General features: G+C 63.8%; 18 protein-coding genes. 9 read left to right on the top strand and 9 right to left on the bottom strand.

Going from position 1 to position 17,514, the window contains the following annotated elements:
- Positions 1-79: 79 nt before the first annotated feature.
- From ftsW to BMX67_RS08555, 4 genes are read left to right on the top strand one after another with little or no spacing between them, the layout of a single operon-like run.
- Positions 80-1,243, top strand: coding sequence for a putative lipid II flippase FtsW (gene ftsW / locus BMX67_RS08570; protein ID WP_090734105.1), 1,164 nt, complete (start codon positions 80-82; stop codon positions 1,241-1,243).
- On the top strand, positions 1,243-2,328 hold the full coding sequence (locus BMX67_RS08565) for a UDP-N-acetylglucosamine--N-acetylmuramyl-(pentapeptide) pyrophosphoryl-undecaprenol N-acetylglucosamine transferase (protein ID WP_090734104.1): 1,086 nt from the start codon (positions 1,243-1,245) through the stop codon (positions 2,326-2,328). The genes ftsW and BMX67_RS08565 overlap by 1 nt, the downstream gene beginning before the upstream one ends.
- The gene (gene murC / locus BMX67_RS08560) at positions 2,325-3,752 is read left to right on the top strand and encodes a UDP-N-acetylmuramate--L-alanine ligase (protein ID WP_090734102.1); all 1,428 of its coding nucleotides are present in this window, start codon (positions 2,325-2,327) and stop codon (positions 3,750-3,752) included. The genes BMX67_RS08565 and murC overlap by 4 nt, the downstream gene beginning before the upstream one ends.
- The gene (locus BMX67_RS08555) at positions 3,749-4,006 is read left to right on the top strand and encodes a DUF2484 family protein (protein ID WP_090734101.1); all 258 of its coding nucleotides are present in this window, start codon (positions 3,749-3,751) and stop codon (positions 4,004-4,006) included. Before murC ends, BMX67_RS08555 begins: the two co-directional genes overlap by 4 nt.
- Before the next feature lie 46 nt (positions 4,007-4,052).
- On the opposite strand, the gene BMX67_RS08550 is transcribed toward BMX67_RS08555, so the two are convergent.
- Positions 4,053-5,450, bottom strand: coding sequence for an aspartate aminotransferase family protein (locus BMX67_RS08550; RefSeq protein ID WP_090734099.1), 1,398 nt, complete (start codon positions 5,448-5,450; stop codon positions 4,053-4,055).
- A gap of 106 nt (positions 5,451-5,556) precedes the next feature.
- Positions 5,557-6,231: a GntR family transcriptional regulator gene (locus BMX67_RS08545; protein WP_090734098.1), complete on the bottom strand. Its 675-nt coding sequence runs from the start codon at positions 6,229-6,231 to the stop codon at positions 5,557-5,559.
- 151 nt (positions 6,232-6,382) lie between these two features.
- Between BMX67_RS08545 and BMX67_RS08540 the strand changes: the two genes are divergently transcribed.
- From BMX67_RS08540 to BMX67_RS08520, 5 genes are all read left to right on the top strand, one after another.
- Entirely contained in the window at positions 6,383-7,465 is a 1,083-nt protein-coding gene (locus BMX67_RS08540; RefSeq protein WP_090734096.1) for a polyamine ABC transporter substrate-binding protein, read from the top strand.
- A 69-nt stretch (positions 7,466-7,534) separates the two neighbouring features.
- Positions 7,535-8,674, top strand: coding sequence for an ABC transporter ATP-binding protein (locus tag BMX67_RS08535; protein WP_090734095.1), 1,140 nt, complete (start codon positions 7,535-7,537; stop codon positions 8,672-8,674).
- A 15-nt stretch (positions 8,675-8,689) separates the two neighbouring features.
- On the top strand, positions 8,690-9,580 hold the full coding sequence (locus tag BMX67_RS08530; protein ID WP_090734402.1) for an ABC transporter permease subunit: 891 nt from the start codon (positions 8,690-8,692) through the stop codon (positions 9,578-9,580).
- Positions 9,577-10,395 carry an ABC transporter permease gene (locus BMX67_RS08525; protein WP_090734093.1) on the top strand — a complete coding sequence of 273 codons (819 nt, stop codon included), beginning with the start codon at positions 9,577-9,579 and terminating at the stop codon, positions 10,393-10,395. Before BMX67_RS08530 ends, BMX67_RS08525 begins: the two co-directional genes overlap by 4 nt.
- Positions 10,396-10,399: 4 nt before the next feature.
- On the top strand, positions 10,400-11,734 hold the full coding sequence (locus BMX67_RS08520) for an NAD(P)/FAD-dependent oxidoreductase (protein WP_175479859.1): 1,335 nt from the start codon (positions 10,400-10,402) through the stop codon (positions 11,732-11,734).
- On the opposite strand, the gene BMX67_RS08515 is transcribed toward BMX67_RS08520, so the two are convergent.
- From BMX67_RS08515 to BMX67_RS08485, 7 genes are all read right to left on the bottom strand, one after another.
- On the bottom strand, positions 11,731-12,561 hold the full coding sequence (locus tag BMX67_RS08515) for an alpha/beta fold hydrolase (protein WP_090734092.1): 831 nt from the start codon (positions 12,559-12,561) through the stop codon (positions 11,731-11,733). The genes BMX67_RS08520 and BMX67_RS08515 overlap by 4 nt on opposite strands.
- Entirely contained in the window at positions 12,558-13,208 is a 651-nt protein-coding gene (locus BMX67_RS08510; RefSeq protein ID WP_090734090.1) for a haloacid dehalogenase type II, read from the bottom strand. The genes BMX67_RS08515 and BMX67_RS08510 overlap by 4 nt, the downstream gene beginning before the upstream one ends.
- Positions 13,205-13,993, bottom strand: coding sequence for an enoyl-ACP reductase FabI (locus tag BMX67_RS08505; RefSeq protein WP_090734089.1), 789 nt, complete (start codon positions 13,991-13,993; stop codon positions 13,205-13,207). The genes BMX67_RS08510 and BMX67_RS08505 overlap by 4 nt, the downstream gene beginning before the upstream one ends.
- 23 nt (positions 13,994-14,016) lie before the next feature.
- Positions 14,017-15,246 (bottom strand): beta-ketoacyl-ACP synthase I, encoded by a 1,230-nt coding sequence (gene fabB, locus BMX67_RS08500; RefSeq protein WP_090734087.1) that lies wholly within the window; start codon positions 15,244-15,246, stop codon positions 14,017-14,019.
- A gap of 21 nt (positions 15,247-15,267) precedes the next feature.
- The gene (fabA, locus tag BMX67_RS08495) at positions 15,268-15,777 is read right to left on the bottom strand and encodes a bifunctional 3-hydroxydecanoyl-ACP dehydratase/trans-2-decenoyl-ACP isomerase (protein WP_090734086.1); all 510 of its coding nucleotides are present in this window, start codon (positions 15,775-15,777) and stop codon (positions 15,268-15,270) included.
- A 117-nt stretch (positions 15,778-15,894) separates the two neighbouring features.
- Positions 15,895-16,755: a glycosyltransferase family 2 protein gene (locus BMX67_RS08490; RefSeq protein ID WP_090734085.1), complete on the bottom strand. Its 861-nt coding sequence runs from the start codon at positions 16,753-16,755 to the stop codon at positions 15,895-15,897.
- Entirely contained in the window at positions 16,752-17,474 is a 723-nt protein-coding gene (locus BMX67_RS08485; protein WP_175479858.1) for a hypothetical protein, read from the bottom strand. The genes BMX67_RS08490 and BMX67_RS08485 overlap by 4 nt, the downstream gene beginning before the upstream one ends.
- Positions 17,475-17,514: the final 40 nt, after the last annotated feature.

Below are 17,514 nucleotides of genomic sequence, written 5' to 3'. Positions count from 1 at the left end.
TGACGGGCCAGTTCACGCTATGCTTGGCGGCAGATCCGGAAAAACCGGACATGGCAGAGGCAGTGACGGCAGTATTCCCATGACCGAGATGGTCTTTGGCACGACCCCCGTCCGGGCGGGCGACCCGATATTACCACGTTGGTGGCGAACCGTGGACAAATGGTCCCTGGCCTGTGTGCTGGGGCTGTTCACGATCGGTATCCTTCTGGGGCTGGCGGCATCGGTTCCGCTGGCCGAAAAGAACAACCTTCCCCGGTTCTATTATGTGCAGCGGCAGGCGGTCTTTGGCGGGATGGCACTGGTCGTGATGGCGGTGATCTCGATGCTGTCGCCGAAACAGGTGCGGCGTCTGGGGGTCATGGGCTGTATTCTGGCCTTTGCGCTGATCGTCGCGCTGCCCGTGGTCGGCACCGATTTCGGCAAGGGCGCGACCCGTTGGCTTAGCCTTGGCTTCGTATCCCTTCAGCCGTCCGAATTTCTGAAGCCCGGTTTCGTGGCGCTGTGCGCATGGTTCATGGCCGCCGCGATGGAGGTGGGCGGCCCGCCCGGCAAGCTGTATTCCTTTATCGCCTGCGCGACCGTGGTGATCCTTCTGGCGTTGCAGCCGGATTTCGGACAGGCCTCGCTGGTGCTGTTTTCATGGCTGGTGATGTATTTCGTCGCCGGGGCGCCGATGGTCCTTCTGTTCGGCGTGGCGGGGATGGCCGTCATGGGCGGGGTGTTTGCCTATGGTGCATCCGAACATTTCGCGCGGCGGATCAACGGCTTCCTGTCGCCTGACATCGACCCGCGCACGCAGATCGGTTTCGCGACCAACGCGATTCAGGAAGGCGGCTTTTTCGGCGTCGGCGTCGGAGAGGGCAGCGTCAAGTGGTCGCTGCCGGATGCCCATACCGATTTCATCATCGCCGTCGCGGCCGAAGAATACGGTCTGATCATGGTTCTGGCGATCATCACGCTGTACTGCACGATCGTCGTGCGATCACTGCTGCGGCTGATGAAGGAACGCGATCCTTTCGCACGGATTGCCGGAACCGGTCTTGCCTGTGCATTCGGCGTGCAGGCGCTGATCAATATGGGCGTGGCCGTCCGCCTGTTGCCTGCCAAGGGGATGACCCTGCCTTTCGTCAGCTATGGCGGCTCATCCGTGATCGCCTCGGGGATCGCGATGGGGATGCTGCTGGCCCTGACCCGCACCCGCCCACAGGGCGAGCTGGCTGAAATTCTGCGTCGGGGGCGTTGATGACCGCACCATTGGCCTTGATCGCTGCCGGGGGGACCGGTGGCCATATGTTTCCCGCCCAATCGCTGGCTGAATTGCTGCTGGCCGAGGGCTGGCGGGTGCGGCTGTCGACCGATGATCGCGGTGCGCGCTATGCCGGGGCCTTTCCCGAGGCGGTGCAGCGCAGCGTTGTCAAATCCGCGACGACGGCGCGGGGCGGGATGATCGGCAAGCTGACCGCGCCTGCCAAGATCGCAGCCGGGGTTCTGGCCGCGCGGGCCGAGTTCCGGCGCGACCGTCCCACCGTGGTGATCGGCTTTGGCGGATATCCGACGATCCCGGCCCTGTCGGCGGCCTGGCTGATGGGTCTGCCGCGGATGATCCATGAACAGAACGGTGTGATGGGGCGGGTGAACCGCCTGTTCGCAGGGCGTGTAAACCGTGTTGCCTGCGGAACCTGGCCAACGTCGCTGCCCGACGGGGTGTCGGGCATCCATACCGGAAATCCGGTGCGCGGCGCGGTGATGGACCAGGCCGGCGCGCCCTATGCCCTGCCTGCTGACGGGCCGCTGCATCTGCTGGTCATCGGGGGCAGTCAGGGCGCGCGGGTGTTGTCAGATGTGGTGCCCGCTGCCATTGCCGCGCTTCCAGCCGATATTCGCGCGCGTTTGCAGGTCAGCCATCAGGCCCGCGCCGAGGATGGCGAACGCGTGATCGCCGCCTATCGCGACGCCGGTATCGCGGCCGACGTGCAGCCCTTCTTTACCGACGTGCCCGAACGTCTGGCCCGTGCCCAACTGGTCGTCAGCCGGGCAGGGGCTTCCTCGATCGCGGATATTACCGTGATCGGGCGTCCGGCGATCCTGATTCCCTTCGCGGCCGCCACCGGCGACCACCAGACCGCGAATGCGCAAGCCCTTGCCGAGGCGGGCGCAGCCATCATTCAACCCGAATCCATTCTTGACGTTGACGGCCTGACGGGCGACATCCGCGCAATTCTCACCGATCCCGCGCGTGCCGACCAGATGGCCGCCGCAGCCCTGAAACTCGGGCGGCCCGATGCCGTCCGTCGCCTGTTCGATCTAGTTACGGAGATTACGCCATGAACGCCGCTACCAAGCTGCCCGGTGAACTGGGCCCGATCCATTTCGTCGGTATCGGCGGTATCGGCATGTCCGGCATCGCCGAGGTGCTGCTGACGCTTGGCTATCAGGTGCAGGGCAGCGATCTGAAACGCTCGAAGATCACCGACCGTCTGGAAAGCCTTGGCGCGACCGTGTTCGAGGGGCAGCGGGCCGAGAATATCGGCGAGGCGGGGGTCATCGTGATCTCGACCGCGATCAAGAAGGGCAACCCCGAACTGGAAGAGGCCCGCCGCCGCGGCCTGCCCATCGTCCGCCGCGCCGAAATGCTGGCCGAACTGATGCGGATGAAATCGAATATCTGCGTCGCGGGCACGCATGGTAAGACGACCACAACCACCATGGTTGCCACGCTGCTGGATGCGGGCAATCTGGACGCGACCGTCATCAATGGCGGCGTGATCCATGCCTATGGCAGCAATGCGCGCGCCGGCGAGGGCGAGTGGATGGTCGTCGAGGCCGATGAAAGCGATGGCAGCTTCAACCGCCTGCCGACCGATATCGCGATCATCACCAATATCGACCCCGAGCATATGGAACATTGGGGCGATTTCGATGCGCTGCGGCAGGGGTTCTACAACTTTGCCAGCTCGATCCCGTTCTACGGTCTGGCGGTCTGCTGCACCGACCATCCCGAAGTGCAGGCGCTGGTCGGCAAGCTGACCGAGCGTCGCGTCGTGACCTTCGGTTTCAACGCGCAGGCCGATGTCCGCGCGATGAACCTGACCTATGACAAGGGGATCGCGCATTTCGACATCGCGTTGCAGGGCGAAGGCCCCAGCGAGAAGGGCGAGATCGAGATGATCGAGGGCTGCACCCTGCCGATGCCGGGCGATCACAACGTCTCGAACTGCCTGGCCGCGGTCGCTGTGGCCCGCCATCTGGGCATGAAGAAATCCGAAATCCGCGAGGCACTGGCGAAATTCGGTGGCGTCGGTCGCCGCTTTACCCGCGTGGGCGAGGTCGATGGCGTGACCATCATCGACGATTACGGCCATCACCCGGTCGAGATCGCCGCCGTTCTGAAAGCCGCCCGTCAGGCCACCGGCGGCCGCGTGATCGCGGTACATCAGCCGCATCGCTATTCGCGCCTGTCCAGCCTGTTCGAGGATTTCTGCACCTGCTTCAACGAGGCCGATGTCGTCGCCATCGCCGAGGTCTATTCGGCGGGCGAAGATCCGATCCCCGGCGCATCGCGCGACGATCTTGTCGCCGGTCTGATCGCGCATGGTCATCGTCATGCCCGCGCGATCCTGAACGAGGATGATCTGGAACGTCTTGTGCGCGAGCAGGCGCGGCCGGGCGATATGGTGGTCTGCCTGGGGGCGGGCACGATTTCCGGCTGGGCCAATGGTCTGCCCGCAAGATTGCAGGGAAAGGCCGCGTGACACCGACTTTGCTCATAACGCTGGGGGTGGCACTGGGCTGGCTGGTTCTGGCCTGCCTGCTGCCCCGCGTGAAAGAGCCGCATCGCCAGCGTGGGCTGTGGGCGCTGATCGGGGTCGGCGTGCCGATCCTGGGGTGGTTGACGCTGAACTGGGGGCCCATGGCGGGCGTTCTGGGCTTTGCCGTCGGGCTTGCGATCCTGTTCCATCCGCCGAAACGGCATGGCGGGGGCGGGGCGTTGCCACCGCTGGGATGATCCCCGAAATGATGCGGCCCGGTCAAATGACCGGGCCGTCTGTCTGTCAGGCTTCCTGCCACAGACCTTGTTCACGCACCGCCTGATAGGTTTCGTCGATCGCCTTCCATGCGCGTTCGGCCAAGAGGTCGATTTCCGATTCCGAGATCACCAGCGGGGGCGAGATGATCATCCGGTCGCCCACATGGCGCATGACCAGATTGTTCGCGAAACACCGCTCGCGGCAAATCAGGCCGACGGTCCCTGCATCGGCGGCGAAATTCGCCCGACGATCCTTGTTCGGCGTCAGTGCCAGCGACGCCATCAGACCGACGATCTTTGTATCACCGACCATCGGGTGATCGCCCAGACCTTCCCATTTCGCCTTCAGATAGGGCGCGGTCACCTTGCCCGCACGCTCGACGATGCCTTCTTCGTCCAGGATGCGCAGGTTCTCCAGCGCGACGGCGGCCGCGACGGGATGGGCGGAATAGGTATAGCCGTGGTTGAAGTCGCCGGCCTCGTTGATGACCTGCGCCACGCGGTCCGACACGATCGACGCCCCGATCGGCGCATAGCCCGAAGACAGGCCCTTGGCCGTGGTCATGATGTCGGGGGTCATGCCCATTGTCTGCGACCCGAACCAGTTACCGGTCCGGCCAAAGCCGCAGATCACCTCATCCGCGATCAGCAGAATGTCGTATTTCGCAAGGATGCGGTTGATTTCGGGCCAATAGCTGTCGGGCGGCACGATCACGCCCCCCGCACCCTGCACGGGTTCCGCGATGAAGGCCGCGACCTTGTCGGCGCCGATCTCTTCGATCTTGGCCTCCAGTTCGCGGGCGCGGGCGATACCGAATTCTTCGGGCGTCATGTCGCCGCCTTCGGACCACCAGTCGGGCTGGTTGATATGGGCGATGCCGGGGATCGGCAGGCCGCCCTGTGCATGCATCCCCTTCATGCCCCCAAGGCTGGCCGCGCCCATGGTCGAGCCGTGATAGCCATTCCACCGCGAGATCACGACCTGCTTTTCCGGCTTGCCCTGCGCGGCCCAGAAATGGCGGACCATGCGCAGATTGGTGTCATTCGCGTCCGAACCCGAGCCGTTGAAGAACACGTGGTTCAGATCGCCCGGCGCCAGCTCTGCGATCCGCTTGGCCAGCGTCAGCGCGGGGATGTGGGTCGTCTGGAAGAAGGTGTTGTAGAAGGGCAGCTGGCGCATCTGCTGGGCCGCGACATCGGCCAGTTCCTCGCGGCCGTAACCGATATTGACGCACCACAGGCCGGCCATGCCGTCCAGGATCTCGTTGCCGTCGCTGTCGGTCAGGTAGACGCCATTTGCGCGGGTGATGACCCGCGCGCCCTTGGCGTTCAGCTCGGCCCCGGCGGTAAAGGGATGCATGTGATGGGCGGCGTCGATGGCCTGCAATTCGGCCGTGGGGGCGTGGTTGGTCAGCATCGTGATCTCCTTTCAGGGCGGAGTCTGGTTGGGCAATGTCGCGCGGGCTGTTCCGCCCGGATGGCGTCATCGCGAAGATAGGTGTCGTGGGACAGTCGTCAAGGTAATATGATCAAATTTCTGGATCCGGCGCGGCGGGCAGCGCAAGGACAGCGCGCACATTGTCCAGACCCTGGTTGATGTCGTCGCTGATGGCCTGGGCGGCGGCGGCGGCATCGCCCGTCCGCAGGGCCGTCAGGGCGCGTTGGTGCATGTCTGGCAGGTTCTGCGTTCCGAATCGCCCGCACATGATCCGCAGCGACGGTGCCGCCCGCAGCCACAGCGCCTGCACCAGCGGCATCACGATCTGATAGTCGGCCTGTCCATACAGCTGCATGTGAAAGGCGTGGTTTTGCAGCATATAGCCCTGAATGTCGCCGGCCGCGATCGCCTGGTTCAGCGCCGCGTCGATCTGCGACAGGCGATCCATGATCGCGGGCGTCATGTTTTCCGCAGACTTGCGCACAAGTTCCGGTTCCAGCGCCAGACGGGCAAAGCGCAGTTCTTCGATCTGGTCGCCGCCCAGAACCGGCACGGTGACGCGGCGATTTCCCTGAAACTGCAACGCGCCTTCCGATGTCATCCGGCGGATCGCCTCGCGCACGGGAGTCACGCCAGAGTCGAGGGTTTTGACCAGCCCCTGAATGGTAACCGCTTGACCCGGTGCCAGCTGACCGGAAAGGATCATGTCACGCAGTCTTCGGTAGGCGCTGACATGTTCGGGAAGTTTTTGCGCGTCAGTGTCCAAAATGCGGGCAGTCCTTGCGGGATGGGTTGCGTTGACGCAGCGTCGCCGTTGATAAGTCGAATGTCGGTAATCTCATGTTGCGATGCAAGATGTGATTTGATCAAATATCGAAAGCGGGCAGGGATCCGCGACGCCAACCGGGAGTTGTTACATGAAATTTTCTTGGATTTCGCTTGCTGCCCTGATCGCAGCCACGGGGGCCGCATCGGCCGAAGAGGTGCGCGTCTACAACTGGTCCGACTATATCGATGAATCGCTGCTGTCGAAATTCGAGGAAGAGACCGGCGTCGATCTGATCTATGACGTGTTCGACAGCAACGAGGTTCTGGAAACCAAGATGCTGGCCGGCGGGTCGGGCTATGACATCGTGGTGCCGACCGGCACCTTCCTGGAACGTCAGATCTCGGCCGGGGTGTTCCAGCCGCTGGATTACGACAAGCTGCCGAATGCCGGGAACCTGTGGGACGTCATCCGCGACCGCACCGCGAAATACGACCCCGAGAACCAGTATTCGGTCAACTACATGTGGGGGACCACCGGGCTTGGCGTGAATGTCGGCAAGGTCAAGGAAGTGCTGGGCGAGGATGCGCCGATCGACAGCCTTGATCTGGTCTTCAAGCCCGAGAACATGGAAAAGCTGGCGTCCTGCGGCGTGATGTTCCTGGATGCCCCGACCGAGATGATCCCGGCGGCGCTGAAATATATCGGCGAGGATCCCGACAGCAAGGATCCCGATGTCATCGCCAAGACCGAAGAGGTGCTGATGGGGGTGCGCCCCTATGTGTCCAAATTCCACAGCTCGGAATATATCAACGCGCTGGCCAACGGCGATATCTGCGTGGCCTTCGGCTGGTCGGGTGACATCCTTCAGGCCCGCGACCGTGCCGCCGAGGCCGATAACGGCGTCGAGATCGCCTATAATCCGCCCAAGGAAGGCGCGCTGATGTGGTTCGACCAGATGGCGATCCCGGCCGATGCGCCGAACCCCGAAGCGGCCTACAAGTTCCTGAATTTCATCATGGATGCCCAGAACATGGCGACGGCATCAAACTATGTCTATTACGCCAACGGCAACAAGGCGTCGCAGGACTTGCTGAACGAGGATGTGATCGGCGATCCCGCGATCTATCCTAGCGAGGCCACGATGGAGAACCTGTATTCGGTGACCGCCTATGACCCGAAGGTTCAGCGCGTGGTCACGCGGCTTTGGACCAAGATCAAGTCCGGCACCTGATCGCCAGCACGACAAGGCCGCGCCATCTGGGCGCGGCCTTTTGCCCCCAGCCGCTTGTCAGAGGATCAGATGGCGCAATCCAAGCCGCAGAACGTCTTTGCCCCGTGGAATGACCCGCAGGAAAAGCCGCTTATCCGGTTTCAGAACGTCACCAAGCGTTTCGGAACCTTCACCGCCATCGACAATCTGACGCTGGATATCTATCGGCGCGAATTCTTTGCCCTTCTTGGCCCGTCTGGCTGTGGCAAGACCACGATGATGCGGATGCTGGCCGGGTTCGAAACCCCGACCGAGGGCACGATCCTGATCGACGGCGTCGATGTCGGCCCGATCCCGCCCAACAAGCGGGCGGTGAACATGATGTTCCAAAGCTATGCGCTGTTCCCGCATCTGACGGTCGAGGACAACATCGCCTTCGGCCTGCGCCGCGACAAAACGGACAGGTCCAGCATCGCCGATCGCGTGTCCGAGATGCTGCGCCTGACCCGGCTCGAGAAATTCGCCAAGCGCAAACCGCATCAGATTTCGGGCGGGCAGCGGCAGCGCGTCGCGCTGGCACGGTCGCTGGCCAAGGCGCCCAAGCTGCTGTTGCTGGATGAACCGCTTGGCGCGTTGGACCGCAAGCTGCGCGAACAGACGCAGTTCGAGTTGATGGACATTCAGGAAAAGACCGGCACCACCTTCGTCATTGTGACCCACGATCAGGAAGAGGCGATGACCGTCGCCAGCCGCGTCGCGGTGATGGATCATGGCAAGGTCATTCAGGTCGACACGCCCGCGGGCATCTACGAGACCCCGAACAGCGTCTATGTCGCCGATTTTATCGGTGACGTGAACATCATCCGCGGCAAAGCCCATCCCGCCGACGGGGGCCTGATCCGCATCCATTACGCCGAAGGGGCCGAGCCGATCCTGGCGACGCCCACGCAACCGGTCGCGGCAGGGCAGGACGTGGCCTTTGCCATCCGTCCCGAAAAGATCGTCGTCGCATGGGAGCCCGATCACAGCCGCGCCAATCACGCCCGCGGCAAGATCATCGACATCGCCTATCTGGGCAATATCTCGACCTATCACCTTGAATTGCCCTCGGGTCAGAAAGTCTCGGCCCAGATGACCAATGCCCGGCGTCTGGCCCGGCGCGATTTCACCTGGGACGACGAGGTCTGGCTAAGCTGGAGCGACACCGCCGGCGTCGTTCTGCAGGACTAGGGGGCGGTGATGAACCTGCGCCGCGTGACCCTGATCGCCTTGCCCTATCTGTGGCTTCTGGGCTTTTTCCTGGTTCCGTTCCTGATCGTGCTGAAAATCGCGCTGTCAGATACCGCCGTCGCGATCCCGCCCTATACGCCGACGCTGGATCTGTCGGGTGGCTGGGCCGCGATCCGCGATTTCTTTGGCCAGCTGGATTTCGAGAATTTCACCTGGCTGACCGAGGACGAGCTTTACTGGAAATCCTATCTGTCCAGCGTGCGGATTGCCGCCATTTCGACCTTCATCACGCTGCTGGTCGGCTATCCGATCGCCTATGCCATGGCGCAAAGCCCCGATGAGTGGCGGCCCACGCTGATGATGCTGGTGATCCTGCCCTTCTGGACCTCGTTCCTGATCCGCGTCTATGCGTGGATCGGCATCCTGTCGAATGAGGGTTTCCTGAACCAGTTCCTGTTGTGGACTGGGCTGATCGACACACCGCTGACGATCATGAACACCACCACGGCGGTCTATGTCGGCATCGTCTATACATATCTGCCTTTCATGATCCTGCCGATCTATGCCGCGCTGGAAAAGCTGGACGGATCGTTGATCGAGGCGGCCGAGGATCTGGGCTGTTCGCGCCTGTCGGCCTTCTGGCTGGTCACGCTGCCCCTGTCGCGGCCCGGTGTGATCGCGGGCTGTTTTCTGGTGTTCATCCCGGCCTTGGGCGAATTCGTGATCCCGTCGCTTCTGGGCGGGTCCCAGACGCTGATGATCGGCAAGGTGCTGTGGGAGGAATTCTTCTCGAACCGCGACTGGCCCGTGGCCTCGGCGGTGGCGGTGGTCCTGCTGCTGCTGTTGATCATTCCCATCGTGCTGTTCCAGAAGAACCAGCAACGCCAGCAGGAGGCCGAGCAATGAACCGCCGTCTGACATGGTTCAACGCGACCTCGCTGACGCTGGGTTTCGCGTTCCTCTATCTGCCGATGCTGATCCTGATCATCTTCAGCTTCAATGAATCCAAACTGGTGACGGTCTGGGCCGGGTTCTCGCCGAAATGGTATGGCGAATTGCTGCGCAACGAACAGTTTCTGGATGCCGCCTGGGTGACGTTGAAGGTCGCCGCGCTGTCTTCGACGCTTGCGACGGTGCTGGGCACGATGGCGGCCTATGTTCTGGTCAGGGCGGGGCGGTTTCCCGGGCGGACGCTGTTTTCGGGCATGATCTATGCGCCGCTGGTCATGCCCGAGGTGATCACCGGTCTGTCGCTGCTGTTGCTGTTCATCGCGATCGGGCTGGACCGGGGCGTGTTCACCATCGTTCTGGCCCATACGACCTTCGCGATGTGCTATGTTTCAGTCGTGGTATCATCGCGGCTGATGACTTTCGATCGCTCGCTGGAAGAGGCGGCGCTGGATCTGGGCTGCACCCCGTTCGAGGCGTTTCGTCTGGTCACCCTGCCGATCATCACCCCGGCGGTGATCTCGGGCTGGCTCTTGGCTTTTACCCTGTCGCTGGACGATCTGGTCATCGCCTCATTCGCATCGGGACCATCCTCGACCACGCTGCCAATCAAGATCTTTTCGGCGGTCCGTCTGGGTGTCAGTCCTGAAATCAACGCCTTGTCCACGATCATGATCGGCATTGTCGCGGTGGGGGTCATTACCGCCTCGCTGGTCTCGAAACGCGCGATCCAGCGTCAGCGCCGCGAAGAGGTCGAGGGCGTGCGGGCCTGACATCATGGTGCAGCGGATCTACGAGGCGGCGGCCTATCAGGCAGGGTCACTTGACGGCTGCTACTGGGTCGATACCGCGCCGGCCGGGCGTCGCTATCCGGCGCTGGACAGGGCGGCAACTGCCGATGTGGCGGTGATCGGCGCGGGTTTCGCCGGGCTGTCCGCCGCGCTGCGATTGGCACGGGCGGGGCGCGATGTCGCGGTGCTGGACCTGCACGGGCCGGGTTGGGGGGCTTCGGGGCGCAATGGCGGCTTTTGCTGTCTGGGGGGCGCCAAGGCCAGCCGCCAAGGCATGATCCGACGTTTCGGCGCGGATCAGCACGCCCATTTCCGCGCGGCGGAACGTGCCGCCATCGACCATGTAGAAGCCGTGTTGCAGCGATACGGCATCGACGCCGACACCCATTCGCATGCGGGTGAGGTGCAATTGGCCCATAGCGCGGCCGCGATGCGCGATCTGCGCCACCACGCTGACGAGGCGCGGCAGGATTACGGGCTGTCGGCCCGGCTTCTGGAACCGGGTGACCTGCCTGGGCAGGGTATGGCGGGTCATGGGTTCCACGGTGGGCTGGTCCTGCCCGCCGGATTCGCGCTGAACCCGCGTAAATATGTGCTGGCACTGGCAGAAGCGGCGCTGGATGCCGACGTGCGTATTCACGCCGACAGCCCGGTCACCTCGATCCGGCAGCGTGGCGGGCGCTATCAACTTGCCACGGCGCAGGGACGGCTGTCGGCGCGGCAATTGCTGGTCGCGACCAACGGTTACGCCTCGGACGATCTGCCGGACTGGATGCGGGCGCTGTATTTGCCGGTGCAGTCCAGCATCATCGTCACAGACCCGCTTGGCCCCGATCAGATCGCCGCGCAGGGCTGGTCGACCGATATGATGGCCTTCGATACCCGCAACCTGCTGCATTATTTCCGGCTGATGCCCAATCGGCGCTTTCTGTTCGGGATGCGCGGCGGCATCGGCTGGACCGGTCGAGAGCATCGTCTGATCCGCCAGAAGATCGTCGCGCATTTCCACCGGATGTTTCCGGCCTGGTCACAGGTCGGGATCAGCCATTTCTGGTCGGGCCTCGCCAATCTGACCCGCGATCTGGTGCCCTATGCCGGGCCTGTCGACGATTGGCCCGACGCATTCGCGGCCTTTGGCTGGCATGGCAATGGCGTGGCGATGGCCAGCTGGACCGGGGATCAGATCGCCCGACGGATGCTGGGGCAGGGGGATGATCTTCCCGGTTTTTTCAGCCGTGATCCCCGGCGGTTCGAACTGGGCCGCCATCGCCGCATGTCGTTGCGGGCGGCCTATGCGTGGTACGGCCTGACCGAACGTTAGCTGCCGCGACAGGCGGCGATCCAGTTGCGGATGACGGCAAGGCTGTCGGCTTCGTCCAGCCAGGGGACATGGGCGCGGTCGGGCACTGTCGCGTGGATCAGGTCGGGGCGGCGGCGGGCCATCTCGGCGGCGGTTTCGGGTGACAGCAGATCCGAGTTCGCGCCCCGGATCAGCGCGACCGGAAAGCCCGAGGTTGCATCCCATAACGGCCACAGATCCGGCGTGTCGCCCTTGAACGCATCAAGGAAGGATTGCCGCAATTCGGGATCATAGCGGATCGTCAGGCCGCTGGCGGTTTCCTCGTAATGCTTTTGCGCGTCGGCCAGCCAGCGTCCCTCGGGCACATTGGCGAAACCTGCCATGGCGCCGGGAAGGCGGGCGGCAAGTTCTGCGTGGGTCTTGGCCGCAGGGTTGCGTCCGACATAGTCGAAGATCTTTTCCAGTCCTGCGCGCTGGATCACCGGGCCGACATCGTTCAGGCACAGCCCTGTCAGGCGATCATGCGCCGTCGCCGCCAGGAACAGCCCGATCAGCCCCCCGCGCGAGGTTCCAAGGATCGCGACCCGATCCAGCCCCAGATGGTCCAGCAGATCAAGCGCGTCCCTGGCTTCTTGCGGGACGGTGTAGGTCGCGGCGCCGGTGCGGTCGGATTGGCCGCGTCCGCGGTAATCCATGCGGATCAGGCGAACACCGTCCAGATGCGGGGCAACATAGTCGAAATCGCCCATGTTCCGCGTCAGCCCGGCAAGGCACAGCACAGGCAGGCCCTGGCCCTGATCCGAATAAGCAAGGCGCGCGCCATCGGCGGCGGTAAAGAAATCTGTCATTCCAGCCCCGTCAGATCCGGCAGAATGCGGCGTGGTGTGTTCGGCAGGCGGTCAACAGGCAGACCGGCCCGATTGACCCAGACGGTCTGGAAGCCGAAGCGCGTCGCGCCATAAATGTCCCAGCCATTCGAGGACACGAAGGTGATCTGCGCCGCCTCGCAGCCGAAATGATCGGTCACGATGCGGTAGCCTTCGTCCGAAGGCTTGAACCGGCCCGCCGTTTCCACCGACAGCAGTGCGTCCAGCCGATCCGACAGACCCGCCGATTGCGTGGCATCGGCCAGCATCAGGGGCGAGCCGTTGGAAAAGATCGCCGTTGCGCCGCCCGCCGCCCGAAGACGGTCCAGCATGGCGGGTACTTCGGGATAGGCGGGCAGGCGGCGATACAGGTCCAGCAGGCGCGTGGCCTGTTCGCGCGATGCGCCATGACGCTCGGCCGCCCAGTCCAGCGCATCCGACGTGACCTGCCAGAAATCGGCATGATCGCCGGTGATGGCGCGCAGCCAGCTGTATTCCAGCTGTTTGCGCCGCCAGTCCGCCGAAAGCTCTGCCCAGGTCTCGGTCAGCGTGGGGTCAGAGGACGCAGCCTCGCGGGCCGCGCCATCCACGTCGAACAGGGTGCCGTATGCGTCAAAGACGTAGATCATAGATTTTCGCTTTGGGGCATGCCCAGCACGTGATAGCCGCCATCGACGGTCACGATCTCGCCCGTGGTGCAGGCGCCCCAGTCGGACAGCAGCCAGCAGGCCGTGCCGCCAATCGCCTCCAGCGTGGCATTGGCACGCATCGGTGCGTTCGCCTCGGTATGGCGGAAGGTCTTGCGCGCGCCGCCGATCGCGGCGCCGGCCAGCGTTTTCATCGGGCCGGGGCTGATCGCATTGACGCGGATGCCATCCGGGCCAAGGTCGTTCGCAAGATAGCGCACGCTGCTTTCCAGCGCCGCCTTGGCCACGCCCATGACATTGTAGAACGGCGTCACCCGGTTCGATCCGCCATAGGTCAGCGTGATGATCGACCCGCCTTCCGTCATCATCGGATGTGCGCGGCGCGCCACCTCGATCAGCGAATAGCAGCTGATCTCAAGGCTGTTCTTGAAATTGTCGCGGCTGGTGTTCAGGAAACGGCCGGTCAGTTCGTTCTTGTTGGAAAAGGCGATGGCGTGGATCACGAAATCCAGCTTGCCCCAACTGTCCTGCAATTTCGCGAAGGCGGCGTCCAGCGATGCGTCGTCGGTGACATCCACATCCAGCAGCAGGTCCGATCCGACCGATGCGGCAAGCGGTTGGACCCGCTTGCCGAAAGCCTCGCCCTGATAGCTGAAGGCCAGTTCGGCCCCTTCGGCCGCCGCTGCCTTCGCGATGCCCCAGGCGATGGAATGGTCGTTGGCGACCCCCATCACAAGCCCGCGCTTGCCCTTTAGAAGATCGCCCATATTTGTCCTCGAATCCGTTCTTGTTATTCGGTGAACTTCGACATCAGCAATGATGCGTTGGTGCCGCCGAAGCCAAAGCTGTTGGACAGGATCGAGTCGAGCCCGGCACCGTCCACCCGCTGCAAGGCAATCTCGCCCGGTTGCACCTCGGGGTCTAGGGTCTGCACATTTGCAGAGGCTGCAATGAAGTCATTTTGCAACATCAGCAGCGAATAGATCGCCTCATGCACACCGGTTGCGCCCAGACTGTGGCCGGTCAGCGACTTGGTCGAGCTGACGGGCGGGGTCGCGCCTTCGCCAAAGATGCGGCGGATGGCCTTGATCTCGCCCAGATCGCCCACCGGGGTCGAGGTGCCATGCGCGTTGATATAGCTGACCTTGCGGCCTTCGGGCAGGGTGTCGATGGCCAGGCGCATCGAACGCTCGCCGCCCTCGCCCGAGGGGGCAACCATGTCATAGCCGTCGCTGGTCGCGCCATAGCCGGTGACTTCGGCATAGATCTTGGCGCCGCGTGCCCTGGCATGTTCCAGTTCTTCCAGAACGACCACGCCGCCGCCGCCTGCGATCACGAAACCGTCGCGGGTCGCGTCATAGGGGCGCGAGGCCAGTTCCGGCGTGTCGTTGTATTTCGATGACATCGCGCCCATCGCGTCGAACAGGCAGGACAGGGTCCAGTCCAGTTCCTCGCCGCCGCCGGCAAAGACGATGTCCTGCTTGCCCATCTGGATCTGTTCCACGCCGTTGCCGATGCAATGCGCGCTGGTCGAACAGGCCGAGGTGATCGAGTAGTTGACGCCCTTGATCTTGAACGGCGTCGCCAGACAGGCCGAGTTCGTGGATGACATGCAGCGGGTGACCATGAACGGGCCCATCCGCTTTGGCGCGCCCTTTTCGATCACGATCTGATGCGCGTCGAAAAAGTTCGAGGTCGACGGCCCGCCCGAGCCCATGATCAGGCCGGTACGCGGGTTCGACACGTCGCCGTCCTCCAGCCCGCTATCCTCGACGGCCTGCTGCATGGCGATGAAGTTATAGGCCGCGCCGGGGCCCATGAAGCGCAGGTTGCGCTTGTCGATATGGTCCTCCAGCACGATCTTGGGCATGCCGTGGACCTGGCTGCGAAAGCCGTGTTCTGCATATTCGGGGGCAAAGACGATGCCCGATTTGCCTTCGCGCAGGCTTTGGGTCACTTCGGCTGCATTATTGCCGATGGGCGATACAATCCCAAGCCCGGTGATGACGACGCGCCGCATGGGTGCCTCCTATAGATGAAATCAGCTGGCCGACAGGGCGACCTTCATGTCCTTGACTTGGTAGATGACTTCGCCATCCGCCTCGACGCGGCCGTCGGCCACGCCCATGGTCAGCCGGCGGGTCTGCACGGCTTTGGTGAAATCGACGTAATAGCGCAGCATCTTGCGGTCGGGGCGGACCATGCCGGTCAGCTTGACCTCGCCTACGCCAAGCGCATAGCCGCGGCCTTCCCAGCCGCGCCAGCCCAGGTTGAACCCGGTCAGCTGCCACAAGCCGTCCAGTCCCAGACAGCCGGGCATGATCGGGTTGCCGGGGAAGTGGCAGTCAAAGAACCACAGATCCGGCTTGATATCGAATTCGGCGACGATGTGGCCCTTGCCATGCGCGCCGCCGTCCTCGGACACTTCGGTGATGCGGTCCATCATCAGCATCGGCGGCTCGGGCAGTTGGGCGTTGCCCGGTCCGAACAGCTCGCCCCGTGCGCATTTCAGCAGATCGTCGCGGTCAAAGCTGGTTTGGGTCATTGCCATGCTGTCTAGCCTTCCTCTCGCGGTGAAATGGACCGCTATCCCTTAACTAAGTTGACGTTCCGTCTATCATTTGCAGCGAAGAACCTGCAAGCCAAAGCGGTCGCCCGCGGTTTTCCCCTAGAACCACTGGCCCGGTTCCATCAAGCCCAGATCCATCAACTGTTGCGGCTGCCAGGTGAAGGGCTGCGAGTTGCGCCAGACGAAGCCGTCGATCCTGTCCCGCGATCCGGGGTTCGTCGCCAGCGCCTTGGCCACCCGGAACGAGGCGATCGCGGCGGTCAGATTGTGATGCCAGCCGCAGGAATAGGTGTTGTATTCCTGAATGTTGAACCGGTGGTCCGCGGTGACCTGCAACCCCTGCGCCGCGCGGAACAGGGCGATGCGGTCGATGCGCAGCCTGTCCTTTGGCAGATGTTCTTCAAAGCGCCAGCGCAGGCCGCCGTGGAAATCCAGTTGCCGTTCCCTCACATGGCCCCGGTCGTCATGGCGGGCCAGCGCGCAATATCCGGTGCGGTCGAACATCGCGCCTTCGATCGCCACCGCATCGGGCCAGCGGCCCAGATCGGGGGCGTAGAGGTCGATCACATAGCTCAGCATCGCGCTGCGCCGCTCATCGGCATGGAAGGACAGCAGTTCCGACACGCTGCGGCTGTCGCAGAAGGGATAGAACAGGAATTCCGCGCTAAAGCAGTAATACAGCCAGGTGCCCTCGGGGACCGCGCGGACCAGCATGTTCACCGCCTCGACATGCGCGGCAGCCCGCCGCGTGTCCCAGACCACATTCGTCACTCGCGCATCGTCCTGCGCGATGGGTTCGGGCGAGGCCAGCAGGATATGCCGAAACCCCAGCCGCAGATGATGGTCCAGCGTTTCCGCCAGCGCGGCCCGGTCCTCGGCCAGGATCAGGGCGATCGGCCCCTTGCGCAGGCAGGCCGGCCGCCCGGACAGGAAATCCTGCAGGCTGGGCGTGGCCGTCATTGCATCACGGCTTTGACCTGGTTCAACGCGGCCCGCAGCAGGGCGGGGTTTTCGGCCGCACTTTCGACCAGACGCTTCAGCGTGGCCTTTTGCGTATCGGGGATGGATGCGGTTTCGATGATCTCGATCACCTGCGCGGCATCAAATCCTTCGGGGGTCAGCACGGCCTCGATCTCGGCGGCGGTGGCGGCGGCATCGGCGGCGGTCGAGGTGGCCTCGGCCGCGTCATCGGCTGCGGTTGCGGCCTCGGCGGCGGCATCATCTGCCGCGGCGGGTGCGGTTTCGTCACCGGCCTCGGCGGCGGCATCGGCGGCGCGGTCGGCGGCCTCGATGGCGGCTTCGGCGGCGGCCTCGGCTTCCTCGGCGGCCGAGCTTGCGGCATCGACGCCCGCCTCGTCCGAGGCGCGAACCGCCTCGGCTGCGGCATCGGCGGCCACGGCGGCGGCATCGGCGGCGGCGTCGGCGGCGCTGCTGGCGGCATCGCTGGCTTCGGCGGTGCCTTCAGCCGGGTCCTGGGTTTCGGTTTCGGTCTGGCTGGCGACCTCGGCGGCGGTGGTTGCGGTTTCGGCCGCGATTTCGGCCGCCTGTCCGGCGGGCGTTTCGGGCGCATCCTCGACCGTGGCGATTTCGGTGTCGCCGGTGTCCTGCTGCGACTGCGACCACCACCAACCGGCCGCAGCCAGCACGAGAATCACGATCAGGGGCAAAGCTTTGCGCATGGGGTGTCCTTGGTCAGCGGTTTCCTTGGCCTTCTATCGC

The organism is Paracoccus homiensis (genome assembly GCF_900111675.1).
GTDB classification, from domain to species: Bacteria; Pseudomonadota; Alphaproteobacteria; order Rhodobacterales; family Rhodobacteraceae; genus Paracoccus; species Paracoccus homiensis.
This window is presented reverse-complemented; position numbering and strand designations above follow the sequence as displayed.